Source organism: Thiemannella venezuelensis (assembly GCF_014203605.1).
Lineage (GTDB): Bacteria > Actinomycetota > Actinomycetes > Streptosporangiales > Streptosporangiaceae > Planomonospora_A > Planomonospora_A venezuelensis.
The window spans coordinates 40080-64588 of record NZ_JACHJJ010000021.1 but is presented as its reverse complement, the minus strand read 5'-3'; the positions used below and the strand labels follow the sequence as shown (position 1 = coordinate 64588).

The window sequence follows — 24509 nt, the reverse complement described above, 5'->3', positions numbered from 1 at the left end:
GGTCAGTTCGCGGTCGCGACCTTCTGGATCGCGCCGAGGACCTCCTTCGGGTCACCGTCGACCGCGCCGCCGATGGTCTGCTTGATCTGGGTGTTCACCTCGGACCACTTCGGGTCCTGGAAGGGGTAGAACGTCGCGTTGGGCAGGGCGTCCAGGAACGGCTTGAGCTTCTCGTCCGAGGAGAGCTTCTCGATGCCGGACTTGGTCACCGGGAGCAGCTTGTAGGTGTCGCTGATCTTCTGGGCCGCGGTGCCGCCGTAGAAGAAGTCGAAGAACTTCTTGATCTCCTCCTTGCGGCCGTTCTTGTTGAACGCCATGATCCAGTCCTCGACGCCGAGAGTGGTGTCGAGCGGGCCGGTCTTGCCCGGGATGGGGGCGACGCCGAAGTTGCTCAGGCCGCCCTTCTCGAAGATCGGGATCGACATGGGGCCGCCGTTGACCATGCCGACCTTGCCCGCGGCGAAGTCGGCCCAGACGTCCTTGCGGTTCTTGGTGCCGGGGTTGGGGGTGGTCAGGCCGGCCGAGACCAGGCCCTTGAGGTAGGTGAAGGCCTCGACGTTGGCCGGGGAGTCGATCGTCCAGTTGCCGGAGGCGTCCTTGTAGCCTCCGCCGTTGCCCATGAACCACAGGAACGACTCGGCCTGGGCCTCCTCGTTGCCCAGCGGCAGGCCGAACGGCTGGCTGACCCCGGCGGCCTTGAGCTTCTCCGCCGCGGCCTTGACCTCGTCCCAGGTCTTGGGCGCCTCGGCGATGCCGGCCTTGTCGAACAGGTCCTTGTTGTAGAACAGGGCGCGGGCCGAGGAGACGAACGGGATGCCGTAGCCGGTGCCGTCGACCTTGCCGAAGTCGGCGAACTTCTCCAGCATGTCGGAGGCGGTGGCCGGCGAGAGGACCTCGTCGCTCTTGTAGAGCAGGCCGTCCTTGACGAAGCCGGAGTAGTCGCCGGTCTGCAGGATGTCGGGCACCTGCCCGTTCTGCACCATGGTGGCGACCTGCTTGTCGATGTCGTTCCAGTTGATGACCTGGACGTCGACCTTGATGCCGGGGTTGGCCGCCTCGAACTCGCCGATGACGCCCTTCCAGAACTTGTCGCCGCTGTTGTCGGCGGTGGGACCGTCGCCGTAGTCGGCGGCGACGAGCTTGAGCGTCACCTCGCCGCCCTCCGCCGTGTCCCCGCCGGAGGGGCTCTGCGAGCCGCATGCGGTCAGGACCAGGGCGGCGGACAGCCCGAGCGTGACGGCGCCGACGAGTCTCTTGTTCACGTGACTACCACCTTGATCGTCATACGGGCCATCCTGGTCCGTACCAGTTGGGGGGCGCCGAGAGCACCTCGGCCGCACGGTATTCCTGCGATCCAGCCGGTCAGAACCTTCCATCGAGAGACTCCGGCCGTCTGTGATGCGGACCACGCTAAGCACCGGAAACCGATTGGTCCATACCGGCTGATATCAGTTTCACAACGCCGATCCGCTGGTCTATACCAGCCGAGCGATCCGATGTTGTGGTGATGTGTTTAGTATTGCTCTTATAGACGGGAAATCAATCACATATGAGCAACAGTGTTCCCGGAGGGCCACTCCGGGAACACCGGTTCATGCATCGGCCGGACGCTCCGGCGCCGGCGCGACCGGCGGACCGAGCGACCACAACCGCCGCATCTCGGGGCAGGTCTCCAGGAGCTCGTCCAGCGTTCCCCGGCCGGCCACCCGGCCCCGGTCGAGGACGACGACCTGGTCGGCCCGGGCCAGCACGGACGGCCGGTGGGAGACGACCAGCAGCGTGCAGGCGCCGGTGATCCGCTCCCACAGCCGCCGCTCCGTCTCCACGTCCAGGGCCGAGGACACGTCGTCCACCACGAGCAGGTCCGGCGAGCGGACCAGCGCCCGCGCGGCGGCCACCCGCTGCGCCTGGCCGCCGGAGAGCCGCGCCCCGCGGGGGCCGACGACGGTGTCCAGACCCTCGGGCATCCCGGCCAGGTCGAGGTCGAACGCCGCCAGCCCCACCGCCCGCTCCAGCCGGTCGCCGGACCGGCCGAGCAACAGGTTCTCGCGGAGGGTGGCGGAGAACAGCCGCGGCACCTGCCCGGCGTAGGCGACCCGGCCGGGCACCATGAACCCGCCGGGGTCGGCCACCCGCCCGCCGTTCCAGAGGATCGTCCCGGCCACCAGCGGCTCCAGCCCGAGCAGGGCCCGCAGCAACGTGGTCTTGCCGGCGCCGACCGCGCCGGTGACCACCGTGAACGATCCCCGCCTGATCTCCAGGTCCACTCCGTGCAGACCGTGCCCGGCGGTGAGTCCCCGCGCCTGCAGCACCTCCAGCGGATCTCCGTGGGCCGGTCCGGCCGCGGCGGGGTACTCCCGGTGGAACCAGACGCCGGTGTCGCGGGCCGGATCCTCGCCCGGCCCCGTCATCCGGGTGAGCCGCTCGACGGAGACGCCCGCCTGGGGCATCCGCGCCAGGATCGCGCCGACGGTCCTCGGCAGCGCGGTGAGCCAGCCGGCGTAGGAGGTGAACAGCGCCAGATCGCCCACCGTGAAGTCGCCCCGGCGCATGGCCGGGGCGGACAGCAGCAGGACCAGGCCGATGCTGATCTCGACGGTGGCACCGGTCGCGGCGCCCAGCAGGTCGGTCGCGAGCCGGTCCTTCACCGCCGCGTCGCGGCGCAGGCGGTTGTGCCGGCGCAGCCGCTCCAGCACCGCCTCCTCCGCTCCCGCGGTCTTGATCGTCAGTATGCCGCCGAAGACCTCTCCGAGGTGGCCGGCGACGGCCGCGCCCAGCGCGCCGGCCCGCCGGTGCAACCGCCCGATCAGCCGGTTCACCAGCCTGCTCAGCACGCCGATCGCGATCGTCGGCAGCACCAGGACCAGTGTGACGACCGGGTCCACGGACGCCAGGACCGCCAGCGCCGCGGTGCTGAAGAGCGCGGCCCCGGCCAGCGGAACGGACTCGTCCACGAACCCCACCACCTCGCTCACGTCGTCGCGGAGCCGGGCCAGCGCCTCGCCGGAGGAGTACGGCACCCGCCCCCGGCCGATCAGGACCGAGCGCAGCACGTTGGCCCGGAGCAGGGTCGCCGCCGCGCTCCACCAGTAGTCGCCGTAGGTCCAGGCGACGACGGTCGTCAGGCCGCGGACCAGCTCCACCCCGACGAAGGCCGCGCACAGCAGCAGCGGCACCCGGTGGGCGGCGAGGTGGTCGAACACCTGCTGCAGGATCAGGCCGCCGCCGAGCGGCAGGACGCTGACCGGCAGCCAGAGCAGGCCGCCAACGAGGTAGCGGCGCAGGTCGAAGCGGGCCAGCGCGATGGCCGCCCTGGTGACGGGCTTCACCGGCGCGCCTCCGCGAGCATCCGCGCGAACCGGCCGGCCGGGTCGGCGAGGAGGTCCCGCCGCCTGCCGTACTCGACGATCTCGCCGCCGGAGACGACGGCGATCCGGTCCACGCGGGACAGCGAGGCGAGCCGGTGGGCGATGAGCACGCCGGTCCTGCCGGACAGCAGCCGGGCGACGCTGCGGTCGACGCGGCGTTCGGTGGCCGGGTCGAGCCGGCCGGCGGCCTCGTCGAGCACCACGAGCCCGGGGTCGGCCAGGAGGACCCGGGCGAAGGCCAGCAACTGCGCCTCCCCCGCCGAGACGGTGCCGAGCCGGGCGTCGAGGTCCCAGCCGGCGAGCCCGACCTCGGCCAGGACCTCCCTCAGGCGGTCGTCGCCGGGATACGGCCGGAACAGGGTGAGGTTGTCCCGGACGTCGGCGTCGAACAGCCGCACGTCCTGGTTGACCACGCCGATCCTGCTGCGGAGCGACGCGGGATCCGCCTCGCGCAGGTCCAGTCCGCCGACCCGGACGGCGCCGGACGCCGGATCGTACAGGCGCGCCACCAGGCGGGCGATGGTGGTCTTCCCGCTCCCGCTCGGGCCCACCAGGCCGAGCGTCTCGCCCGGCGCCAGGCTGAGCGTGATGTCCCTGAGCACCGGTTCGCCGCCGTGCTCACCGCCGTAGGCGAAGCCGACGGCGTCCAGCTCCAGGGCGAGCGGTCCGGTCGCGGGCAGGCTCCGGGCCGCGGCGGGCACCGGCAGCGCGGACCGCTCGCCCAGCAGGTCACCGATGCGCTCCAGGCCGGCGAGGGCCGCCTGGTAGCGGCGGAGCTGGTCGATCAGCCGCTCGAACGGCGTGCGGACCATGAGCATGTACTGCAGCAGCAGGACCGCGGTGCCCGCGCCGAGCGCGCCGGACAGGGCCGGGATGAGCACCGTGCCCGCCGCGAACGCCGCTCCCGTGGCGGCCAGGATGCCGCTGCCCACCGCGTCCCCGCGCCTTTCGGCCCGCCACAGCGCGGCGGAGGCCTGGTAGAAGCGGCGGACGGCGTGCTCGCCCGCGCCGTTGGCGCGCAGGTCCTCCGCCCCGGCCAGCCGCTCCTCCAGGTAGCCGAACAGCGCGGCGGAGGCCGCCCGCGCCCGTGTGGCCGAGGGTACGGCGAGACGCTGCGCGCAGATCATGCCGAGGCCGACCACCGCGCAGTAGGCCAGCAGCACCCCGCCGATGCCCGGGTCGACGGTGAACACCACCGCGACCGCCCCGCACAGCAGCAGCGCGCCGCCCACCACGTCCAGCAGGAAGGCCACGGCGAAGTCGGTGAGGGCGGCCACGTCGCCGTCCACCCGCTCGATCATCTCTCCGGGCGTGTGCCCGCCGTGGAAGGCCATGTCCAGGCCGAGCGTGTGCCCGGCCAGCCGTTCGCGCAGCCGGTTGCTCCCGTCCCAGGCCGCCCTGCCGGCCAGCCAGGCGGTGAGCATCCGGGCGGCCTGCCCGGCGACGGCCAGGCCGAGGTAGCCCAGCGCGACGGGGGTGAGCCGGTCGAGGCTCGCCCCGGCCGCCGCGTCGTCGACGAACCGGCGGGTGAACGGCGGAGCCGCGAGCGGCAGGGCCGTCGCGGCCGCGACGGCCAGGGCCAGGAGCGCGGCGGGGCCGGGCCCCGGCAGGAAGGAGAGGAGAACGCGCCTACCGGAGGCCGCCCTCCCCGAGGTCGATGAGGTCGATGAGGTCGACAAGCGTCATGTCCTTTGCGTGCGTGACGGGGATGGTGCGGGTGGACATGAACGCGTGCCTCATTTCGCCTCCTCTGCCGGCGGTTCTGCTGATCACGAGTAGAACAGGCGGCCCGCCCGCCGGACAACCGGTTATCCGCCGGCCCGCCCCGGCACCGGCCGGGCCGGCGTCCGCCCGCCGGTCTCCCGGCCGCCCCGGCGGGGGCCGCCGGGTGAGATGCCGCGCCGTCCGGGCAGGGGCAGTCCATGACGACGCACTCTTTCTGGATCGACTCCGCGGCGGGCCGGCCGTACCCGCAGCTCACCGGGGACATCGAAGTCGACGTGGCCGTGGTCGGCGCCGGGATCGCCGGGCTGAGCGCGGCGTGGGAGCTCACCAGGGCGGGACGGTCGGTGGCGGTGCTGGAGGCCGGACGGGTGGCGGCGGGGGTCACCGGGCACACCACGGCCAAGCTCTCGGCCCAGCACACCATGATCTACGCGAAGCTCGCCAAATCAGCCGGGACCGAGGCGGCCCGGCTCTACGCCCGCTCCCAGCGGGAGGCGGTCGAGCACGTGGCGCTGACCGCCGCCGAGCTCGGGATCGACTGCGAGCTGGAGCGGGTCCCCGCGTTCACCTACGCCGAGTCGGCCGAGTCGGTGGAGGAGCTCCGCGCCGAGGCGCAGGCCGCGGCGGAGGCGGGGCTGCCGGCCTCGTTCACGACCGGCTCGCCGCTGCCCTTCCCGGTCGCCGGGGCGGTCAGGGTGGACGACCAGGCCCAGTTCCACCCGCGCAAGTACCTCCTCGGCCTCGCCGAGGCGATGACCTCCCGCGGCGCGCTCGTCTTCGAGGACAGCCGCGTCGTGGCACTCGACGAGGGCGAGCCGTGCCGGCTGCGGACCTCCGGCGGGCCGGCGGTCACGGCCCGGGACGTCGTCGTCGCGACCCACTATCCGGTCTTCGACCGGGCCCTGTTGTTCACCCGGATGGAGCCCCGGCGCGAGCTGGTGGTCGCCGCGGACATCCCCGCAGGGCGCGACCCCGGCGGCATGTTCATCACCACCGAGCAGAACACCCGCTCGGTCCGCACGGCGCCGTACGGCGAGGGCCGGCGGCTGCTGATCGTCACCGGCGAGCAGTTCAAGCCCGGCTCCGGCGGGGTGTGCGAGCGCTTCGACCGGCTGGCCGCGTGGACCGCCGAGCGGTTCGGCGCGACCGGCGTCGCCTACCGCTGGGCGGCGCAGGACAACGACACCACCGACGGCCTGCCCTTCATCGGCCCGCTGCACCCCGGGGCCCGGCACGCCTACGTCGCCACCGGCTTCGGCGGCTGGGGCATGAGCAACGGCGTCATGGCGGGCCTGCTGATCGCCGAACTGATCGCGGGGCGGGAGCGGCCCTGGGCCCGGCTGTACGATCCGCGGCGGATGCACCCGCTCCGGGAGGCGGGGCCGGCCCTGAAGATGCAGGCCGCCGTCGCGGCCCACTTCGTCGCCGACCGGCTGGGCGCGGGACCGGCCGACGAGGTGGAGCGGCTCGGCCGCGGCCAGGGCGCGGTCCTCAAGGTCGGCGGGAAGCGCTGCGCGGTCTACCGCGACGAGGACGGCCGGGTGCACGCCGTCTCGGCGGTCTGCACCCACCTGGGGTGCGTGGTGGGCTTCAACGACGCCGAGCGCACCTGGGAGTGCCCCTGCCACGGCTCACGGTTCGGCGTGGACGGCTCGGTCCTGCAGGGACCGGCCACCGAGCCCCTCGACCGCTTCGAGCTGCCGGACGGCGAACCGCAGCGTGAAGTGGTCCAGTGAGTAGGGCAGGTCCCGGCCGGGCGCGAGCGCCGTGGGCGGCTCCACCCGGAAGCGGCCCTGCGCGAGCAGCGCGGCGAGGGCTCCGGTGGTGACGTCCAGGACCAGGTTCCGTCCCGCGCACTGCGCAGGGCCGCGGCTGAAGGGGACGATCGACCAGCGGTCGTCCGCGGCGCCGTCCAGCCAGATGCGCGGGGTGAACCGGTTGGCCGACGGGCCGGTCTCCTCGTCCCGGTTGACGAACGCGCTGAAGACCAGGAAGGGGGTCTGCCCCGGCACCGTCCCGCCGCCCCAGTGGGTGGCGGTCGTGCTGTCGCGCAGGATCGCCAGGGTGGTCGGCCAGAGCCGGAGCGACTCCTGGACGCAGGCGGCCAGGAACGGCCGCGCGGCCGCGGTGCCCGTTCCGCCTCCGGCACCGTCCCGTCCCCCGCCGGGGGCTCCGGCCGATTCGGCGCGGGCGCGCTCCTCGTGCTCGGGGTGGGTCGCCAGCAGGGCCAGGGCGCGGAAGACAGCGATCCCGGCGGCGTCGAAGGCGAACAGCCAGTGCGGCACCTGGCCCTCCGGGCGGGTCCGGTCCGAGGCCGGGGTGCGGGCCGCGAGGGCGGCCAGGCTGCCCGGTTCGGCCCGGTCGAGATGGGCGCGGAGTCGGGAGGTGAACCGCCGGTACGTCCCGCGCCGCCTCGGGCGGGCGTAGGCCCAGTTGGCGTCGGCCCGCAACCGGTTGAGCAGGTCGGTGAGCACGGTGTCGTCGCGGGCGCCGTCGCCCAGGACGATCCGCCGGACGGCGCGCCACCAGGCGGGGGCGAACCGCTCCCAGGTCAGCTCCGGCGCCCGCGCCGGCGGGCCGAGCTCCTGCCGGATCACGGCCTGGAAGGCTCCCGAGAACCGGTGCGCGTCCTGCCCGGTCTCCAGCACGGCCTCGTTGAAGCGCCGCCGGTCCTCGCGCAGCCGCCCGTGGGAGACCAGCACCGCGTCCGGCTCGAAGTGTCCGAGCGCGCTCCGCTTCTCCCGGTTGTCGGCGGCGAACGGCTCGGGGGTGCCGGCCAGGATCCGCTGTACGTCCTCGGGGTCCAGGACGAGGAGCATCGGCCGGAGCGGGATCGGCACCAGCAGCGGCCCGCCGCCGTACTTGGCGCGCATTCGGTGCAGCAGCCGTACGGCCCGGCGGTCGGTGTCCAGGGCCTGCGCCAGGGCGGTCATGCGGGGCCGCCGCACGATGACGCCCTGGGCCACCACGGGGGCCAGGACCGTCGCCCCCAGCCGCAGGCCGTCCATCGCCGAGACCCGAGCGATGCGTCCCATATCTTCCCCTATATCGCATTAAGTGATCGGTGCGGGATCCGTACCCGGGAGCACCGGGCCCACACAACGGGGCGCACCCCTTGACCGGGGTCCCACCGGACCCGATTATTGACAGAATGTCCAATAAAATTCCCCAGGGAACCGCGACCGCGCGGATGATCGAGGGCGACGGCGTCGGGCTGGCCGTCTACGAGCGGGGCGACCCGGCGCGGCCGACCGTGGTCCTGGTGCACGGATATCCGGACGACCACCGGATCTGGGACGGGGTGGCGGAGCGGCTGGCCGGGCGGTTCCACGTGGTGGCCTACGACGTCCGGGGCGCGGGGGCCTCCGGACGGCCGCCCGGGCGGGAGCCGTACGGCCTCGCCCGCCTGGTGGCCGACCTGCGCGCGGTGGCCGACGCGGTGAGCCCCGGCGAACCGGTGCACCTGGTGGGGCATGACTGGGGGTCGATCCAGGGCTGGGAGGCCGTGTGCACGACGCCCGCGCGGTTCGCCTCCTACACCTCGGTCTCCGGGCCCTGCCTGGACCACGTGGGCCACTGGATGCGCCAGGCGGGCCCGCTGCGGGCCGTACGGCAACTGCTGTCTTCGTGGTACATCGGGCTCTTCCGGCTGCCTCTCCTGCCGGAGCTGACCTGGCACTCCGGGCTCGGCGGGCTGCTGCTCTCCCTGTCCGAGCGGCACCGCCCCTCCTCCCGGGCCGACGCGGTCGCGGGCCTGGGGCTCTACCGGGCCAACATCCGCCCGCGCCTGCGCCGCCCGCGGGAACGGCGCACCGGGGTGCCGGTGCAGATCGTGGTCCCGCTCCGGGACGCCTATGTGACGCCGGAGGCCGCCGAGGCCGCCCTGCGGTGGGCGCCGCACGCCCGGGTCCGCCGGGTCCGGGCCCGGCACTGGATGCCGGCGACGCATCCCGCGCTCACCGCCCGGCTGGTGGCCGAGCACGTCGAGCACGCCGTCGCGGGCGAGCGGGCCGCCTGACGCCCGGGCCGGGGAGACCCGGCGTCAGCGGGGCCGCGGCCTGCTGTTCCACCGGGAGGAGCGGAACAGGTCGCGGCGCTGCAGGAGGTAGGCGAGCTTGGCCGCCGCGGTGCGGACGGCCTCCTCGTGGCGGGGGCGCCTGGCAGGAGAGGCCGCGCTCCAGTGTTCGAGCACGCGGGCCATCTCGTCGGCGACCTCGCCGATCACGCGGTAGCGGGTGCTGAAGGCGTAGAGGTCGCCGTGGACCTCCTCGACCAGCTCCTCGTCGACCCGGCGGGTCAGCGGCTTGATCTTCTGGAGGATTCCGGTCTCCATCGCCGGCGTCACCGGGGCCCGGCGGGCGTCGCCCTCCGGGACCATGATCAGCGCTCGGACCCGGGCCAGGGCCAGCGCACGCTCCGGCTGGGGGGTCGAGGCGTGTCCGGCGAGGTCCAGCAGGCGGCGCAGGGTCTCCTGCGTCTTGTCGTCGAACATCGCAAAACCCGTCCCCGTCGCGTGGTGTCCGGTAGATGTTATTCGACCAGGACGCAGTGGGTTCTGCGGTAGGTGGTCGGCATGCACCGGTTGCAGTGCACGCAGGCCGAGACCGCGGCCCTGTCCCTTCGGATCCGCTCGGGCAGGCCGGGCTCCATGAGCAGGGCCCGGCCCATGGCCGCGAACTCGAACCCCTCACGCATGGCCAGGTCCATGCTCTCGGCGCCGGTGATCCCGCCGAGCAGGACCAGCGGCGTCCGCAGGGCGGCGCGGAAGGCCCGGGCGTCGTCGAGGAGGTAGGCGTCCCGGTAGGGGTAGGCGCGTATGAGCCGGCCTCCCACCAGGCGCACGCCCAGCCGTTGCGGCTGCGGGAAGACCGCGGCGAACTCCTTCACCGGCGCCCCGCCCCGGAACAGGTACATCGGGTTGAGCAGCGAGCTGCCGGCGGTCAGCTCGACGGCATCGAGGCTGCCGTCCTCCTCCAGCCAGGCCGCGACCTGCAGGCTCTCCTCCGGCACGAGGCCGCCGCGGACGCCGTCGTCCATGTTGAGCTTGGCGAGGATCGCGATCCGGCCGCCGACGGCGTCCCGCACGGCGCGCGCCGCCTCCCGCGCCAGCCGGGCGCGGTTCGCCAGGCTCCCGCCGTAGGAGTCGTCGCGCCTGTTGAGGCGGGGGCTGAGGAAGGAGCTGATCAGGTAGTTGTGGCCGAGATGGATCTCCACGGCGTCGAACCCCGCCTCCGCGGCCAGCAGCGCCGCGTCGGCGTGGGCGCGGACGATCCGGTCGAGGTCGGCGACGGTCGCCGCGCGGGTCATGGTCATGCCGAGCGGGTTGAAGCGCCGGGACGGCCCCAGCGCGGGGAGCCGGTTGGAGGCGGGGTTGGCCACCGGCCCGGCGTGGCCGATCTGCGCGGAGACCGCCGCCCCCTCCGCGTGCACAGCCTCCGCCAGGCGGCGCAGCCCGGGGACGGCCTCGGGCCGCATCCAGATCTGCCGCCGCGTGGTACGGCCCTCCGGGGCGACCGCGCAGTAGGCCACCGTGGTCATCGCCACCCCCCCGGCGGCCGTCCGCCGGTGGAACTCGACCAGGTCGTCCGAGACGAGGGCCTCGGGGGTCCTGCCCTCGAAGGTCGCGGCCTTGATCAGGCGGTTGCGCAGGGTGATCGGCCCGAGCTTCGCGGGGGTGAAGACGTCGGGCGGGTTCGCGGTCATGCCTCACTGTGTACCAAACAAGCGCTTGCCTGAAAACCTCTCCGGTCCCCGCCGGGGCGTCCCGGCGCCCACCGGACCGCCAGGCGCGGGACCACGGCGGCGAGGGTCTGGGTGCACGGGTGCGGGGGCGACGGGAGCGGGATCGAATCTGTCTGCGCCGGCCTCTAGCGTTGCGGGCATGACCCAGATCCGAGAATTCCGCACCGGCCGCGGCCGGCCCCCCGCCGTCGTGACCGCGCACCGCTCCGCCGGCGCCGCGCGCGCGTGGTCGCGGTGATCACGACCCGCGGTCTGAACCGGGCCACCCTCCACCGGCAGCTGCTGCTGGAGCGGGCGGCCCGGTCCGCCTACGACACGGTCGAGCACCTGGTCGGGATGCAGGCCCAGGAGCCGTTCTCCGCCTACTACGGGCTGTGGTCGCGCCTGACGGCGTTCGACCCGGCCGAGCTGTCCGCGCTGCTGGAGGAGCGCCGGGCGGTGCGGGCGCCGCTGCACCGGGCGACGATCCACCTGGTCACCGACGCCGACCACGGCCGGATCGAGCCGCTCTTCCGCGACCTGCTGCACCGCAGGTTCGCCTCGTCCCCGTTCCGGGCGGTGCTGGACGGGTTCGATCCCGGCGAGTTCCGCGCGGTCGCCGCCGCGCTGGTCGCGGAGGCGCCCCGCACCCGGTCCGAGCTGGCCTCTCTGCTCGCCTCCCGGTGGCCCGCGCTGGACGCCGCATCGCTCGGATACGCCGTCACCTACCTGCTGCCGGTCGTCCAGGTGCCGCCGCGCGGGGTGTGGGGCCGCTCCGGGCGCGCGTCGTGGACCACCGCCGCGTCGTGGCTCGGACCGGCCGGGGAGCCGGCGGACGTGGAGTCGCTGGTGCGCCGCTACCTGGCCGCGTTCGGGCCGGCGTCGGTGAAGGACGTCCAGGTGTGGTCCGGCCTGACCAGGCTGCGGCCGGTGCTCGGGCGGATGGGTCTGCGGGTGCTGCGCGACTCGCGGGGCCGCGAGTTGTTCGACCTCCCGGACGCGGTGCTGCCCGACCCGGACACCCCGGCTCCGGTGCGGTTCCTGCCCGAGTTCGACAACCTCCTGCTCGGTCACGACGACCGCACCCGGGTGATCTCGGACGAGGACTACCGCCGGGGGATCGTGATCGGCGGCAAGCCGGCGCTTCTCGTGGACGGGTTCGTGCACGGCACGTGGGCGGTGTCGTCCGCCGGTCTGGAGGTGCGGGTCTTCCGGCCGCTGACCGCCCCGCAGCGGGCGGAGGTGGAGGAGGAAGGAGCGCGGCTGCTGGAGTTCGCCGGGCACGGGCACACGTCCGTCGCGATCGTCCGGTGACGGGCCGCGCCGGGCGAGGCAGCCCGCTCCCCGGGTGACGGGGCGCGCCCGCCCGTGCCCGCCGGGCGGGGCCCAGGCCTTCAGGAGAGCCGGTCCGGCGGGACCGGCCCTCCGCGCGCCGCGCCGCGACGCGGCGGCCCCGGTTCCCGCCGCCCACGCCCGCCGGCCGGCTCCCCCGTCCCGTTCACCGGGGCGCCGGGCAGGGAGTCGCGGGCGACGTGCGCGAGAGTGATCTCGGAGAGCATGGCCTCCTCGTGGTCGTGCAGCGCGCTCCACACGTCGGCCAGCGGCCGGGCCACACCCGGGTAACCGCCGTTTCCGCCCCCTTCGGGGACGCCCTCGACGATCGCGACGATCTCGGCGAGGTTGATCTCGCCGGCGGGGCGGGCCAGCCAGTAGCCGCCCTCGGGACCGCGCTGGCTGTGCAGCACCCCGGCCCGTCGCAGTTGCAGCAGGATGCTGTCGAGGAACCGGCGGGGAATGCCCTGGGCCGCCGCGATCCGCTCGGCGGGCACGGGACCGGGCGGCGCGGCGGCCAGCTCGGCCGCCGCGCGCAGGGCGTACTGGGTCCGGGCGGAGATCCGCATGACGGCGCCCGGTCAGGTGGTGACCTGGTGCAGGCCCCAGCGCCGGCGCAGCGCGGTGTCGGCCGCGCCGAACAGCAGGTCCACCCCGATGCCGACGACCAGGATCACGATCATCGTGGCGAGAAGGCCTGCGGAGTCGGCCAGTTCGCGGGCGAAGTGCAGCTGCTCGCCCAGGGACGGCCGGTTGGCGATGATGACCAGCAGTTCGCCGGCCATCAGCGAGCGCCAGGCGAACGCCCAGCCCTGCTTGAGCCCGGCCAGGAAGGAGGGCAGGGACGCGGGCAGGATGACGTGCCGGTACAGGCTCAGCCGGCGCAGGCCCAGCATGTGCCCGGCGCGCAGCAGCAGCGGCGGGGTGTAGTCGACGCCCGCGATGAGCCCGTTGGCCACGGACGGGGCCGCGCCGAGGACGACCACGAAGGTGATGGCGCTCTCGGTCAGTCCGAACAGCAGGATGGCCAGCGGGAACCAGGCGATCGACGGCATGGTCTGCAGGCCGGTGATCAGCGATCCGACCGCCCGGCGCAGCGGCCGGATCCGGGAGACCAGCGCGCCGACGACCAGGCCGGTGGCGATGGCCAGCGCGAAGCCGACGACCGCGCGCCGCATGGTGACGGCGACCGCCTGGTAGAACTCGGCCTCGCCCAGGCGCCGGCCGAGCTCGGCCAGGGTGGTGCCCGGCCCGGCGAAGACGTACTCGGGCCACCAGCCGGCCAGCACGACGGCCTGCCAGGCGGCCAGGACGATCGCGACCGCCGAGGCGACCGGCCACAGCCCCGCCCAGACGCGCACGGCCAGGCCGGTGCGGCGCCGGGTGCCCAGCTCCAGCGCGTCCAGCCCGGCGATCTGCCGCGCGTGGATGTCGGCCTGTCCTGCGCCGTCCCGGAGGGCACCGCCCTGGTCCCGGAGAGCGCTGTCCCCTCCGGCGCGGTCTCCGGTCTGCGGAGCGGGTGTGTCAACGGCCATGGCGGAGGACCTCCTGACGGAGCCGGTCGGTGATGGCGGCGGCCTGCCCGGCCACCTCGGCCGAGTCGGTGCGGCGCGGACGCTCCAGCTCGACCGGGAAGTCCTGCACGACCCGGCCGGGCCTGCTGGACAGCAGCACCACCCGGTCGCCGAGCCGTACGGCCTCGCGCACGTTGTGCGTGACGAACAGCACCGACAGGTTCCGCTCGCGCCAGATGCGCTCCAGTTCGTCGTGGAGCAGGTCGCGGGTCATCGCGTCCAGCGCGCCGAACGGCTCGTCCATCAGCAGCACGTCGGCGTCCTGCGCGAGCGCGCGGGCCAGCGCGACCCGCTGGCGCATGCCGCCCGACAGTTCGTGCGGGCGCTTGGCCCCGAAGGCGCCCAGGTGGACGATCTCCAGGAACTCCGCGGCGCGGGCGCGGCGCTCGGCGCGGGCCGGTTTCCCGGACCCCTCGCCGCCCTTCCGGGCCCGCAACGCCATCTCGACGTTGGCCGAGACCGTCAGCCACGGGAACAGCGCCGGTTCCTGGAACATCATCGCCACCCGCCCGGTCTCGGCGTCGATCCTCCCGGCGGTGGGCCGGTCGAGCCCGGCCACCAGCGACAGCAGCGTGCTCTTGCCGCAGCCGGAGGCGCCCAGCAGGCAGACGAACTCGCCGGGGGCCACGTCGAGCGAGACCCCGTCCAGGGCCAGCAGGCCGGCGGCGCCCTGGCCGTACATCTTGGAGACGCCGTCCAGCCGGATGGCGGTCTCCCTCCCGGCGGCCGGGGTCGCGTGCGAGGCGGTCAGCGGAGCGGTCATCGGTCATCTCCTTCCGGTGCCGGGCGACGGGGCCCGTCCCTCACTTGTCCGAGATCTGCGACTCGCCCTTGGCGGCGAGGATCTCGTTGAGGGTCTTCAGGTCGTAGATGCCGGTCAGGTCCACCGGGTCCAGCAGGCCGACCTTGACGGCGTGGTCGGCGCTGCCGACCAGTGACGAGGCGATGGGGTCGTTGGTGAAGGTGATGTTCTTGAACGCGCTGTCGAGCACCTCGGGCCTGAGCGGCTTGCCGGTCAGCTTCTCCAGCGCGGTGTTGACGGTCCGGGCCGCGCCCGCCGGATCGGCGTTGATCGCGGCGTTGGCCTCGACGTGGGCCTTCAGGAGCTGCTTGACCGTCTCGGGGTGCTCGGCGGCGAACTCCTGGCGGACGATCAGGTGGGTGATCACGAACTGCCTGCCCGGCCAGAGGTCGCGCTCGTCGATGAGGATCCTGCCCTTGCCCTCGGTGACCAGGCGGCTGGCGAACGGCTCGGGCACCCAGGCGCCGTCGATGTCGCCGGTGGCGAAGGTCTGGATGGTCTGGGAGTTCTCCTGCGGCACGATGGAGACCTCGCCGCCGCCCTTGGTGTCGGTCTTGATGCCCTGGGAGTCCAGCCAGTAGCGCAGGGCCACGTCCTGGGTGTTGCCGAGCTGAGGCGTGGCGATCTTCTTGCCCTTGAGGTCGGCGACGCTGCCGATCTCCGGCTTGACGACCAGGTAGACCCCGCCGGACGCCGCACCGGCGATGATCTTGATCGCCTTGCCCTTGGACTTGGCCCAGGCGTTGATGGCCGGGTTCGGGCCGACGTAGGTGGCGTCGATCGAGCCGGAGAAGACCGCCTCGATCGCGGCGGGACCGGCGTTGAAGGTGCTCGTGGTGAGCCTGGTGCCGCCGAGGTGCTCGGCGAACAGGCCCTTCTCCACGCCGACGAGGGCGGTGGAGTGGGTGATGTTGGGGAAGTAGCCGAGCCTGACCTCCACGGGCCCGGAGCCGCCGGCGGCGGCCTTCTCCACCGCCCCCGCGCCCCCTCCGCAGGCCGCCGCCGCGACCGTGAGCCCCAGCGCGGCCAGGGCGAGCGCCACTCCGCGAAGCCTGCGAGCGTTCATCATTCTCCCTATTTCCCACTTATTTAGTAGATTTAGTGTGTTTATAGAGTGCGGCGGGCGCCGCGTCAAGCCCCCGCCCCCGTCGCCTCCCACACCCCCGTCCCCGCCTGGTCCGTGACCGCTCCGGCCCGGCCGCTCCGGTGGCCGGGCCTTTCACGTACTGGGCCTTTCACGTACTGGGCCTTTCACGTACTGGGCCGGGTGCGGGGACGGCCGTCAGGTGTCCCTCATGCGGGGAGGTGGGGCGGGGCGAGCGGTACCGGGATGGCCGGGAACGGGTTGTCCGGCAGCAGGATGACCTGGCGGCCGGCGTCCCCCCGCAGGGCCGCGTCCACGTGGAGCAGCGCGGCGCCGATGCCGGCCGCCCCGACCATGTAGCCGGTGTCGGCCGACACCTCTCCCGGCCGGAGCCTCCGGTAGGCCTGGTACCAGCGCAGCCCCCTGCCGTCCCGGTCGGTGCCGCGGCCGATCAGGTCGTCGGCCAGCGTGCGGGCGAACTCCAGATGCCGCTCACGCCCCGTCGCGGCCCACAGCCCGGTGAACAGCTCCACCAGCCCGGCGGTGCCGCAGCACTGGCAGGCCGTGTTCCAGAACCCGGCCGTGCGCCGGTGCGGGACACCGCTGCGCACGATGCCGTGCGCCAGCCGCTCGGCCCAGTCCAGGTCGCCCGCCTCACCCGTCACCCGGTACAGCTCGTAGAACGTCCGCGCCGCCCCGGCCGATCCGGAGCAGAACCCCAGGTAGTGCAGGTCGCGTCCCTGCGGGAGGTGGTGCGGGACGACGGCGCACCTGCCGGTGACGGCGCTGACCGTGCGGACGAAGTCGGCCCCCCGTCGCGCGGCCTCCAGGAAGAACGGGTCGCCGGTGGCGCCGTACAGGCGGGCCAGCAGGAAGGCCGTGCCGGCCGTACCGGACAGGAACCCCGGGGCGACCGCGTCGGCGGGCAGCCTGGGCCAGGGTGAACACGGTGCCGGTCAGACCGTGGTACAGCGTCAGGTCCGGCCGATCCCGCCAGGTGGCGGCCAGGTAGCGGGCCCCGGCCCGGGCGTCCTCCAGGTACGCCTCGTGACCGGTCGCGGCGGCGAGCTCCAGGAAGAACAGCACGATGCCCGCCGCCCCGGCGTACAACGAGGCCGGCCCTCCGGCCGCGGCCGAGCGGCCGCGGGCGTCGGGGTTGGCCCGCCAGTGCCGCCCGCGCCCGTCGTCGACGGCCGCCGAGCGGATCCAGTGCCCGGCCATGATCGCGGCGGTCAGTGGGCTCTCGGCGCGCGCTCCCGGCGGGCGGGTCCGGTCCATGCTCACGACCCCATCGTCCCACAAAATTGGTAGGGAATTAAGGCTTCCTTCCCCGAAGGCGGGAGGGCTCCTGCGGACCGCACAGGATAGACGCCGGGCCGCTCCGCGTCACGCCACCCATCGAATCCGGCATTTCTCCTGCAATCGACCGACTTATCCGAGTTTCCCTGAATAAAGTTCGGCCTTATCGGACGGCGACCACCCCCTTCGCGGAAGGGCGGAGGCGAGTGGACGGAGCGGCTGACGGCCATGGATCCGATCGGCGACGATCTGCTGAAGGTCATGGTGGCGGAGCTGGGGTACCGCGAGGGCCCCGGGCAGCGCACCAAGTTCGGCGAGTGGTACTCCACCGAGGTCGTCCGGGACGCCCAGTACCGCACGGCTCCCTGGTGCGACATGTTCATCGCCTGGGCGGCGGAGCGGGCCGGGGTCGAGCAGTACGTCGGCCAGTTCGCCTGGACCCCCTCCCACGCCCGCTGGTTCGAGACCCGGGACGCCTGGTCCGACACACCCGAGCCCGGGGCGCTGGTCTTCTTCGACTGGTCCGGGGGCAAGGACATCAAGGGAGTCGACCACGTCGGCGTCGTCGAGCGGGTCGAAGGTGGAACGATCCACACCATCGAGGCCAACGTGGACCGGGTCTGGCTCAAGCGCAAGGCCCGCGACGAGCGCGACGTCGTCGGCTACGGCCTGCCGCGCAAGGTCGCCGAACACCTCGCGCAGGGCCCGGTCCAGGGCGGGCAGGCCCCCGGCCCGCAGGCGGTGGAGGTGCACCCCTCACCCGCCGCCGAGTCGGTCTCGCTGATCCTGCACTCCCCCGGCGGGACGTTCCCGCTCCTGGAGCCCGCCCCGCTGGCCACGCTGATCGCCCTCGTCCTGGGCTGGACCTTCCTGGTGGCCCGGTGGCAGCCCCGCCCTCCGGCGGGCGGCAGGCACCGCAGGCGGGCCCGGCGGCCGCCCGTCCCGCACGGGCCTCCGCATGCCGCCGCGAGCCGCCGGGACACCGGCCGGACGGCCCGCACGGAATCCCCGCCCTCCGAGTTGATTAATTAGGTTAGGCAAAGCTAAGTTGCTCTCACCGGCATTTCCGAGCGAAGGCAGCGCAACGACCGTGAGCAGCGAGCACACCCTGGAGCAGACCGCCGTCCCCACAGCGGAGGAGGCCGCGGAGGCTCCCGGCTACCGCCTCTTCGACCTGCGGGTCCTCCGGACGTCACGACTCAGCCCGAACTTCACGCGGATCACCTTCACGGGCGACGACCTGGCCTTCTTCGCCGACAAGGGATTCGACCAGCGGATCAAGGTGCTCTTCCCGCTGCCCGACGGCACCCTCACCCCGCTCGCCGACGGCGCCGACTGGTACATGCGGTGGCGGGCGCTCCCGGAGGAGCTGCGCAACCCGATCCGCACCTACACCGTGCGCGCCGTACGGCAGGAGCCGCGCGAGCTCGACGTCGACTTCGTGCTCCACGGCGACACCAGCCCCGCCTCCCGCTGGGCGACCCACGCCGCCCCCGGCGACCCGGTCCTGGTGGTCGGCCCCAACGCGGCCTGCCAGGGCCCGACCGGCGGCCAGGAGTGGGCGCCCCCGGCCGGCGCGGCCCGCCTGCTGCTGGCCGGCGACGAGACAGCGGTCCCGGCGATCTCCGCGATCGCCGAGTCCCTCTCCGGGGACGTGCGGGCCCGGGTCCTGCTGGAGGTGCCGGAGGCCGCCGACGCGCTTCCGCTGGCCGTCCCGCCGGGGGTGGAGGTCACCTGGCTGCCCCGCGAGGGGGCCCGCCACGGCGACCTGCTCGTGCCCGCCGTACGCGAGGCCCTCGCCGGGCTCCGCGTGTCCGGCGGCGCGGCGGGCCCGCTGGAGGACGTCGACGTGGACGCCGACATCCTCTGGGAGGTACCCGAGGAGGCCTCCGGCGGCGACGGCTTCTACGCCTGGCTGGCCGGTGAGGCGGGGGTGGTCAAGACGCTCCGCCGCCACCTGGTCCAGGAGGCCGGGGTCGACCGCTCGTCGGTGGCGTTCATGGGCTACTGGCGGATGGGCCGCTCCGAGGCCAACTAGGAGCCGTTCGGAGTTCGGATCATGTGGTTGAGGCGAGGAGTTTCAGCCGCATGACCGAACCTCGAAGGCAGAGTCCGGCCTCGTGGCTTTCCGGGGCCTTGCCGTAGCGGGTCGCCGGACCGCGCCAGGCCTTGATCTTCTGGAAGAAGCGTTCGACGGCGTGCCGCCCTCCTGCGCCTTATGCGGAGATCGTCAGTACCGCCTTGCCCTTCAGGCGGCCGCGCGCCAGCTTCTCCAGCACTGCCGCCGTATCGGCCCAATCTCCCCGGTGTCCCAGCTCCACGCGCAGCTGCCCCGAGGAAGCCAGTCTCAGCAGCTCGGCCATGTCACGGGAGTCGTCCGGACCTCCCTCGGTGTGCACGAAGTGCCGCAGCGTCAACCCCTGACCGCCTTCGAACAGCCGGAAGAAGTCCAGCTCGATCGGCTCCGCGCCGGCCTGCCCAAACCACAGGAACAACCCGCCGGTGCGCAGTTTGAGGGCCGCCTGCGAGCCGGTCCGGCCGCCGACCGACTCCAGGACGACGTCGTAGGCACCGGTGGCGGCCTCCTCCACCGTGTGGATCACCTTCGCCCCGGCCTCGATCAGATGCTGCCAGGGATCGTCGGGGCGGGCCACCGCGGTGACCGACGCACCCGCCGCCACCGCCAGCTGCACCAGGAACAGTCCGACACCGCCGGTAACCCCGGTCGCCAGCAGCCGCCGCCCCCGGACGTCTCCGGCCGCCCGCAGGAGCCGCAGCGCGACCATCCCTGCCAGCGGCAGCGCCGCCGCGACGGTCGTCTCAAGGCCGTCGGGGACGACCGCCAGCCGCCCGGGCGGCACCGCGACCCGCTCCGCCGCCGCGCCGCCGCCCGGCAGGTGCAGCACGACACGCTGGCCGGCCTTCGGTCCGCTGCCGTCGGCGGCCGCCCGCTCCACGGTTCCCACCGCGTCGATCCCGGGCCGGTAGGCACCCTGCCCTGCGGCGAGATACAGGAAGTCCGGGCGGTTCAGGGAGAAGGCCTCGACCGCCACCAGTGCCTCCCCGGGGCCGGGAACCGGTTCGGAAGCAGTGCCGAGCTCGACCAGAGCGCCAGTCCGGCCGGTGGGTATGAGAGCGCGCATGATGGTCTCCGATCAGGATGGATGCGTGACATCCGTGCTGTACTGGTAGCAGCACTACCGTTTCAACGTATCAGCAAAACGGTAGTTCTACTACCGCTTCATTCTCCTGAAGGACGCACCGGTGCCCGAAGCCCCAGCCGAACGCAGCCAGCGAAAAGACCAGCTACGCAACCGCCGCCGCCTGCTGACGGCGGCCAAAGACGTCCTGACCGAGTACGGGGCCGATGTCAGCCTCGCCGAGATCGCCCGCCGCGCCGGCGTCGGACCCACGACCCTGTACCGCCACTTCGCCAACAAGGACGCGCTGGTCGAGGCCCTGCTCGACGACCTGTCCGCAGGCGCCCTGCAGATCGCCGAACGCGCCCGCGCCCTCGACGACCCCTGGGAGGCCTTCCGCCTGGTCTTCACCGAATCGTGCGTGCTCTCACCCCAGGACCTGACGCTGTTCGACCTGCTGTCCCGCCACAGCCCCCACGCCGCCTCCCGCGCCCGAGCCCTCACCGCCGACGTCGTCGGCCCCCTCACCGCCCGGGCGCAACGGGCAGGCGAACTGCGCCCCGACATCGACGCGCAGGACGTGGCGGCGCTGATGCGTCTCACCGACGTCCTGCCACCTGGCCCTCAGCGCCGCAAGGCCTTGGAGGTACTGCTGGACGGTCTGCGCACCACAACGTGAGAGGTGACCCGCCTGCGGAAGGGGTCTTCCCGCCCCCGACCGGCTGCGGCCGGGCGGCGGAGCTTTCGGCCCTCGCCCAGGCCGGCGCGCGAAGGAAGGCGTCGGCCGGCGGCCGGCTGGGAACGCGGACGCCAGATGTGACAGGTCATCGGTGGGGTCGGTCGGGTCCGAGCCCTTTGCTGATTCGGGCGCGCAGGGAGTGCAGGGCCTGCCTGAGCTCGGCCGGTTCGATGTCGGTGATGTCGGCGTCGAAGGTGAGGAGCAGTCCTGCCAGCCCTGGCCATCACCATGCGCCGAGGGTGAGTCGGCACGTCGTTTCGGTGTCGTACCCGACTGTTGATCCGCCGGGGGCGAACCGGGCGACGGTGGAGGCGGGCAGGGCGAGGATGGCCGAGCCGCGGCATTGCCATTCGGCGGCGGCGTCTCCGCGATCATGTGCGGTCATGACGAAGGCGGCGGGATCGCCGTGCGGGATGTCACGCCGGTCGAAGGGGGTGTGCGTGGGCATGTGCGGTTCGATGCGGTCCACACGCATCGCGCGCCATCGGTCCGCATCCGGGTCGAAGGCGACCAGGTACCAGCATGCGGCCCAGACCACGAGGTCGTGCGGCTCCAGCGTGAGCGTGACGGGTTCGCCGTCACCGGTGTAGTCTACGCGAACGAGGTGCCGCCGGTTGATCGCGCTGCCGACAGCGCGGACGATCCCGGTGGTCCGTCGTCAAGGACGGCGACGATCCCGGATACCGGCTCCTCGCCCTCTTCATCGGTGGCCTCGGGCTCGGTCTCGCCGCGCCCATTCTCGTCAACGTCGTCCTCGCAGGCGTCCCCGGACGCACCGCAGGCGCCGCGGGCACGGCGCTCGTGATGCTCGCACTCCCGAAAGCGGCGGCCGAGCACGCCGGGTAGAAAACCCCTGCCGTCCCCGTCACGAGCGGCCGACCGGCCGGAAAGCCCGGACGCAGAAGCGCTCATGTACGTGATGGTCAGCTGTGATCCCGTACATGAGCGATCACGGTGGCGCCGTGACCAGGAGAGCCTCCCACCGGGGCGGCGCGGCGGGCGCCGCACCGCGTAGACGCGGATTCCCGGCTCACACCGCTCTGGCAGGATGTGGACCATGCCCATCGACCCCCATCTCCTCGCGCTCTTCACCGCGACCACGATCGTCGCGATGATCACTCCAGGTCCTGACATGCTGTTCGTGCTGGGGTGCGGGATGCGCGGGGGCCCGCGTGCCGGTCTGCTCGCCACGGCCGGCGTGGCGAGCAGCGAGGCCGTCCACGTCGCCGTGGCCGCCGCGGGGCTGGCCGCGCTGTTCGAGGCGGCGCCGGTCGCCTTCACCGTCGTGCGGATCGCCGGAGCCGCGTATCTGATCTACCTCGGCGTCCAGATCCTCCGCAACCGCGGCAAGGGCGACCTCGAACCGGCCGCCGCCGGCGGGGGCATGTCGGGCCGCCGGGCGTACCTCAGCGGGCTGATGACCAACCTGCTGAACCCCAAGATGGTCACCTTCACGATCGCCTTCCTGCCTCAGTTCGTCGACCCGGCTCTGGGCCGGGTCTGGCTGCAGTTCGCCGTACTCGGCGCCATCCTGATCGCGCTGGAGTTCCTGGTCGACGGCACGGTCGGCGTGCTCGCCGGCCGGATCGGCGGCTGGCTGCGCACCCGGCAGGCCGCCCGGCGCCGCATCGACACCGCCACGGGCGGCGTCTTCGTCGGGCTCGGGGTGAAACTGGCCGTCGACGGCTGACATCCCGCCCGTTCTCCGCGGCCGCGGCGACCGCGGCGCGGACGGCCGGCGGCGTGAACGTCGCGTGTCGCACCGGTCACCGGGCGCGGCCGGGGTGCCGTGCTGTGCCGTCCGGGGGTCGCGGGTCGGGTGCCGTTGTGGAACCCCGGAATTGCCCTTTACATTGTAGATTCGCCGCCTTCGCGCAGGCCGAGGGCCCCGTCCGAGCCGCCGGTGAGCGGGCGGACCGAGTGACTCCGTCGACTCCACCGCACCACGCACCGTCAGATCACTGCCTGCCGCTCCGCGCCCCGGAGGGGCGGGTCCGACGACGGCAGCGGCAGCCGGCGGGAGATCCGCGACGACGTGCATGAGGCCTCCGTGACGCCGGTCGCGCCCGTCGTCGGCCGGCGGCGCCTGGCCCGCTGACCGTTCTGTCAGGAGTCGTGAATCCGGCGCGCGTAGTCGTCGAGGCGGGCGGCCAGTTCCTTCGGCCGCGAGAGCATCACCATGTGGCTGCCGCCGATCTCGTCGAAGACGATGCCCAGCCGCTCGCGTGCGAGCCCGCGCATGAACTCCGGCCGGAAGAACCGGTCGTCGCGGCAGATCAGGAGCCTGGTCGGCACGTCGGGCCAGGCCTTGAGCGGCCAGGGCTCGACCACCGAGCGATCGGCGTGGCCCTGCCCCCGCCGCATCGCCTCGGCGGCCAGGCCGGGCGGGAGGTCGTGGCAGAAGGTGGCGACCTGGTCGTCTCCGCCGGGGTCCTCGAACCCGGTGGCGGCCCACCAGTCGCCCGGAGGCTCGCCCGGCGCGGGGATCATGGCGGCGCTCACCACACCAGCGGGAGCCGCTCGGGCGACCGGTGGATCATCGTCGGGGCCATGGTGACCGGCTCGCCGTCCGCCGGGCGCAGCCCCGGAAGTCTGCGGGTGATCAGCTCCAGTGTGATCCGCACCTGGTGGCGGGCCAGCTGGGAGCCGGGGCAGCCGTGCGGGCCGTGCCCGAACGCCAGGTGGCGGGCGGCGGGGGCGCGGGTGATGTCGAACCTGTCCGCGTCGGCGTGGACGGTCTCGTCCCGGCCCGCCGAGCCGTACGACACGAAGACTGCGTCGCCGGCCCGCAGCCCGGTCCCCGACAGCTCCAGCGGCCGGGTGACCGTACGGCGGAAGCCCTGGACGGGGGCGTCGTAGCGGGCGGCCTCCTCGACCGCGGCGGGGATCAGCTCGGGCCGCTCGCACAGCAGCTCCCACTGGCGGCGGTCGCGCAGCAGGTGGAGAAGGGCGGTGCCGAGCAGCGCGGTGGTGGTCAGGTGCCCGGCGAGCAGCAGGTTCTGCAGGTTCGACACCACCTCGCCGCGTGCTTCCCCGGCCAGGTCGCCGTCGCCGGGCGCGAGCGCCCGCACGATCTCACCGGTCATGTCGTCGCGCGGCTCCTTCTTCCGGCTGCGGGCGTAGCCGTCGAGGAGATGCTGCAGGGCGGCGACGCGGCGCGCCGCGGCGACCTGCCCCTCCTCGTCGAGGGGCCGGAACAGCAGTTCCTCGGCGTGCCCGGCGCCGCCGATCGCCTCCGGCACGTCGTCCGGGTCGAGACCGAGCAGGTGGCCGATGACCTCGGCCGGCAGCGGCCGGGCGTAGGCCGCCATCCACTCGACCTCGCCGGCGTCGGCGAAGGCGCCGACGAGCGCCTCGGCCCGTCCGGCGATGAACGGCAGCGCGGCGGAGACCCGGGCCGGGGAGAGCCCCCGGTTCAGCGGCCGGCGCAGCCGCCGGTGCTCGGGGCCGTCGGCGGAGAGCACGATCCGCCCCCCGCCGATCCCCCGGGCCAGCTCGGCGAGCGCGGCGCCGCCCGGCACGACGTCCGGCCGGAGCGCGTCCGCGGAGGAGAAGTCCTCCGGCCGGGACAGCACCTGGAGCACGTCGGCGTGCCGGGCGACCAGCCACGCGTCCAGTTCGGGGACGAAGGTGAGGCCCGGCGCCTGCCGGGCCGCGGCGTAGACGGGGTAGGGGTCGCGGTAGAACGCGTGCAGTCGGTCCACGCGTCCATCCTGGGCGACGCC

Annotated in this window: 23 protein-coding genes and 1 pseudogene; 7 read left to right on the top strand and 17 right to left on the bottom strand. The window is 73.6% G+C overall.

Annotated features, from left to right (window positions below):
- Positions 1-2: 2 nt before the first annotated feature.
- From FHS22_RS26565 to FHS22_RS26555, 3 genes are all read right to left on the bottom strand, one after another.
- Entirely contained in the window at positions 3-1262 is a 1260-nt protein-coding gene (locus FHS22_RS26565) for an extracellular solute-binding protein (protein ID WP_338047958.1), read from the bottom strand.
- Positions 1263-1592: 330 nt separating this feature from the next.
- Entirely contained in the window at positions 1593-3329 is a 1737-nt protein-coding gene (locus FHS22_RS26560) for an ATP-binding cassette domain-containing protein (protein ID WP_184945945.1), read from the bottom strand.
- Positions 3326-5047, bottom strand: coding sequence for an ABC transporter ATP-binding protein (locus FHS22_RS26555; protein ID WP_184945943.1), 1722 nt, complete (start codon positions 5045-5047; stop codon positions 3326-3328). Before FHS22_RS26555 ends, FHS22_RS26560 begins: the two co-directional genes overlap by 4 nt.
- 243 nt (positions 5048-5290) lie before the next feature.
- Here FHS22_RS26555 and FHS22_RS26550 point away from each other — a divergent pair, with 243 nt between their 5' ends.
- Complete coding sequence (locus tag FHS22_RS26550) at positions 5291-6829, top strand: FAD-dependent oxidoreductase (protein WP_184945941.1); 1539 nt, start codon at positions 5291-5293, stop codon at positions 6827-6829.
- On the opposite strand, the gene FHS22_RS26545 is transcribed toward FHS22_RS26550, so the two are convergent.
- The gene (locus FHS22_RS26545; protein WP_184945939.1) at positions 6725-8128 is read right to left on the bottom strand and encodes a cytochrome P450; all 1404 of its coding nucleotides are present in this window, start codon (positions 8126-8128) and stop codon (positions 6725-6727) included. The genes FHS22_RS26550 and FHS22_RS26545 overlap by 105 nt on opposite strands.
- A gap of 116 nt (positions 8129-8244) precedes the next feature.
- Between FHS22_RS26545 and FHS22_RS26540 the strand changes: the two genes are divergently transcribed.
- The gene (locus FHS22_RS26540; protein WP_184945937.1) at positions 8245-9111 is read left to right on the top strand and encodes an alpha/beta fold hydrolase; all 867 of its coding nucleotides are present in this window, start codon (positions 8245-8247) and stop codon (positions 9109-9111) included.
- A 24-nt stretch (positions 9112-9135) separates the two neighbouring features.
- On the opposite strand, the gene FHS22_RS26535 is transcribed toward FHS22_RS26540, so the two are convergent.
- Both FHS22_RS26535 and FHS22_RS26530 read right to left on the bottom strand, forming a co-directional pair.
- Entirely contained in the window at positions 9136-9585 is a 450-nt protein-coding gene (locus FHS22_RS26535) for a hypothetical protein (RefSeq protein WP_184945935.1), read from the bottom strand.
- 38 nt (positions 9586-9623) lie between these two features.
- A complete protein-coding gene (locus FHS22_RS26530) occupies positions 9624-10796 on the bottom strand; it encodes an NADH:flavin oxidoreductase (protein WP_184945933.1) in 1173 nt (390 codons plus the stop codon).
- Between the two features lie 273 nt (positions 10797-11069).
- Between FHS22_RS26530 and FHS22_RS26525 the strand changes: the two genes are divergently transcribed.
- The gene (locus tag FHS22_RS26525) at positions 11070-12128 is read left to right on the top strand and encodes a winged helix DNA-binding domain-containing protein (RefSeq protein ID WP_338047957.1); all 1059 of its coding nucleotides are present in this window, start codon (positions 11070-11072) and stop codon (positions 12126-12128) included.
- Between the two features lie 80 nt (positions 12129-12208).
- Here FHS22_RS26525 and FHS22_RS26520 read toward each other — a convergent pair whose 3' ends face one another.
- From FHS22_RS26520 to FHS22_RS38410, 6 genes and pseudogenes are all read right to left on the bottom strand, one after another.
- A complete protein-coding gene (locus FHS22_RS26520) occupies positions 12209-12715 on the bottom strand; it encodes an RrF2 family transcriptional regulator (protein ID WP_184945930.1) in 507 nt (168 codons plus the stop codon).
- A 12-nt stretch (positions 12716-12727) separates the two neighbouring features.
- Positions 12728-13681 (bottom strand): ABC transporter permease, encoded by a 954-nt coding sequence (locus tag FHS22_RS26515; RefSeq protein ID WP_184945928.1) that lies wholly within the window; start codon positions 13679-13681, stop codon positions 12728-12730.
- Complete coding sequence (locus tag FHS22_RS26510; protein ID WP_184945926.1) at positions 13671-14483, bottom strand: ABC transporter ATP-binding protein; 813 nt, start codon at positions 14481-14483, stop codon at positions 13671-13673. Before FHS22_RS26510 ends, FHS22_RS26515 begins: the two co-directional genes overlap by 11 nt.
- Positions 14484-14523: 40 nt before the next feature.
- Complete coding sequence (locus FHS22_RS26505) at positions 14524-15588, bottom strand: ABC transporter substrate-binding protein (RefSeq protein ID WP_184945924.1); 1065 nt, start codon at positions 15586-15588, stop codon at positions 14524-14526.
- A 227-nt stretch (positions 15589-15815) separates the two neighbouring features.
- Complete coding sequence (locus FHS22_RS38415; RefSeq protein ID WP_260408318.1) at positions 15816-16466, bottom strand: lanthionine synthetase LanC family protein; 651 nt, start codon at positions 16464-16466, stop codon at positions 15816-15818.
- Between the two features lie 109 nt (positions 16467-16575).
- Positions 16576-16827: pseudogene (locus tag FHS22_RS38410) on the bottom strand (lanthionine synthetase LanC family protein); the annotation flags it as partial.
- A gap of 306 nt (positions 16828-17133) precedes the next feature.
- Here FHS22_RS38410 and FHS22_RS26495 point away from each other — a divergent pair.
- Positions 17134-17937, top strand: a complete 804-nt coding sequence (locus tag FHS22_RS26495; RefSeq protein ID WP_184945922.1) for a CHAP domain-containing protein — start codon at positions 17134-17136, stop codon at positions 17935-17937.
- A gap of 58 nt (positions 17938-17995) precedes the next feature.
- Positions 17996-18943 (top strand): siderophore-interacting protein, encoded by a 948-nt coding sequence (locus FHS22_RS26490; RefSeq protein WP_338047956.1) that lies wholly within the window; start codon positions 17996-17998, stop codon positions 18941-18943.
- A gap of 178 nt (positions 18944-19121) precedes the next feature.
- Here FHS22_RS26490 and FHS22_RS26485 read toward each other — a convergent pair whose 3' ends face one another.
- Positions 19122-20048, bottom strand: coding sequence for a zinc-binding dehydrogenase (locus tag FHS22_RS26485; RefSeq protein ID WP_184945920.1), 927 nt, complete (start codon positions 20046-20048; stop codon positions 19122-19124).
- 121 nt (positions 20049-20169) lie between these two features.
- Between FHS22_RS26485 and FHS22_RS26480 the strand changes: the two genes are divergently transcribed.
- Entirely contained in the window at positions 20170-20724 is a 555-nt protein-coding gene (locus tag FHS22_RS26480; RefSeq protein ID WP_184945918.1) for a TetR/AcrR family transcriptional regulator, read from the top strand.
- 283 nt (positions 20725-21007) lie between these two features.
- Here the strand turns inward: FHS22_RS26480 and FHS22_RS26475 are convergent, their stop codons facing one another.
- Both FHS22_RS26475 and FHS22_RS26470 read right to left on the bottom strand, forming a co-directional pair.
- A complete protein-coding gene (locus FHS22_RS26475; protein WP_338047970.1) occupies positions 21008-21403 on the bottom strand; it encodes a helix-turn-helix transcriptional regulator in 396 nt (131 codons plus the stop codon).
- Positions 21376-21696, bottom strand: a complete 321-nt coding sequence (locus FHS22_RS26470) for a hypothetical protein (protein ID WP_184945916.1) — start codon at positions 21694-21696, stop codon at positions 21376-21378. Before FHS22_RS26470 ends, FHS22_RS26475 begins: the two co-directional genes overlap by 28 nt.
- Before the next feature lie 145 nt (positions 21697-21841).
- On the opposite strand from FHS22_RS26470, the gene FHS22_RS26465 reads away from it, so the two are divergent.
- Positions 21842-22474: a LysE family translocator gene (locus tag FHS22_RS26465; RefSeq protein WP_184945914.1), complete on the top strand. Its 633-nt coding sequence runs from the start codon at positions 21842-21844 to the stop codon at positions 22472-22474.
- A 416-nt stretch (positions 22475-22890) separates the two neighbouring features.
- On the opposite strand, the gene FHS22_RS26460 is transcribed toward FHS22_RS26465, so the two are convergent.
- On the bottom strand, positions 22891-23286 hold the full coding sequence (locus tag FHS22_RS26460) for an alpha/beta fold hydrolase (protein WP_184945912.1): 396 nt from the start codon (positions 23284-23286) through the stop codon (positions 22891-22893).
- Positions 23283-24488 (bottom strand): cytochrome P450, encoded by a 1206-nt coding sequence (locus FHS22_RS26455; RefSeq protein ID WP_184945910.1) that lies wholly within the window; start codon positions 24486-24488, stop codon positions 23283-23285. Before FHS22_RS26455 ends, FHS22_RS26460 begins: the two co-directional genes overlap by 4 nt.
- Between the last annotated feature and the right edge of the window lie 21 nt (positions 24489-24509).

Excerpts from the sequence above, each read along its gene's own strand:
- FHS22_RS26550 (WP_184945941.1), top strand. The coding sequence starts at position 5,291 with ATGACGACGCACTCTTTCTGGATCGACTCCGCGGCGGGCCGGCCGTAC.
- FHS22_RS26520 (WP_184945930.1), bottom strand. The coding sequence starts at position 12,715 with ATGCGGATCTCCGCCCGGACCCAGTACGCCCTGCGCGCGGCGGCCGAG.
- FHS22_RS26505 (WP_184945924.1), bottom strand. The coding sequence starts at position 15,588 with ATGAACGCTCGCAGGCTTCGCGGAGTGGCGCTCGCCCTGGCCGCGCTG.
- FHS22_RS26540 (WP_184945937.1), top strand. The coding sequence starts at position 8,245 with ATGTCCAATAAAATTCCCCAGGGAACCGCGACCGCGCGGATGATCGAG.
- FHS22_RS26515 (WP_184945928.1), bottom strand. The coding sequence starts at position 13,681 with ATGGCCGTTGACACACCCGCTCCGCAGACCGGAGACCGCGCCGGAGGG.
- FHS22_RS26465 (WP_184945914.1), top strand. The coding sequence starts at position 21,842 with ATGCCCATCGACCCCCATCTCCTCGCGCTCTTCACCGCGACCACGATC.
- FHS22_RS26545 (WP_184945939.1), bottom strand. The coding sequence starts at position 8,128 with ATGGGACGCATCGCTCGGGTCTCGGCGATGGACGGCCTGCGGCTGGGG.
- FHS22_RS26495 (WP_184945922.1), top strand. The coding sequence starts at position 17,134 with ATGGATCCGATCGGCGACGATCTGCTGAAGGTCATGGTGGCGGAGCTG.
- FHS22_RS26485 (WP_184945920.1), bottom strand. The coding sequence starts at position 20,048 with ATGCGCGCTCTCATACCCACCGGCCGGACTGGCGCTCTGGTCGAGCTC.
- FHS22_RS26470 (WP_184945916.1), bottom strand. The coding sequence starts at position 21,696 with ATGAGCGCTTCTGCGTCCGGGCTTTCCGGCCGGTCGGCCGCTCGTGAC.
- FHS22_RS26510 (WP_184945926.1), bottom strand. The coding sequence starts at position 14,483 with ATGACCGCTCCGCTGACCGCCTCGCACGCGACCCCGGCCGCCGGGAGG.
- FHS22_RS26530 (WP_184945933.1), bottom strand. The coding sequence starts at position 10,796 with ATGACCGCGAACCCGCCCGACGTCTTCACCCCCGCGAAGCTCGGGCCG.
- FHS22_RS26535 (WP_184945935.1), bottom strand. The coding sequence starts at position 9,585 with ATGTTCGACGACAAGACGCAGGAGACCCTGCGCCGCCTGCTGGACCTC.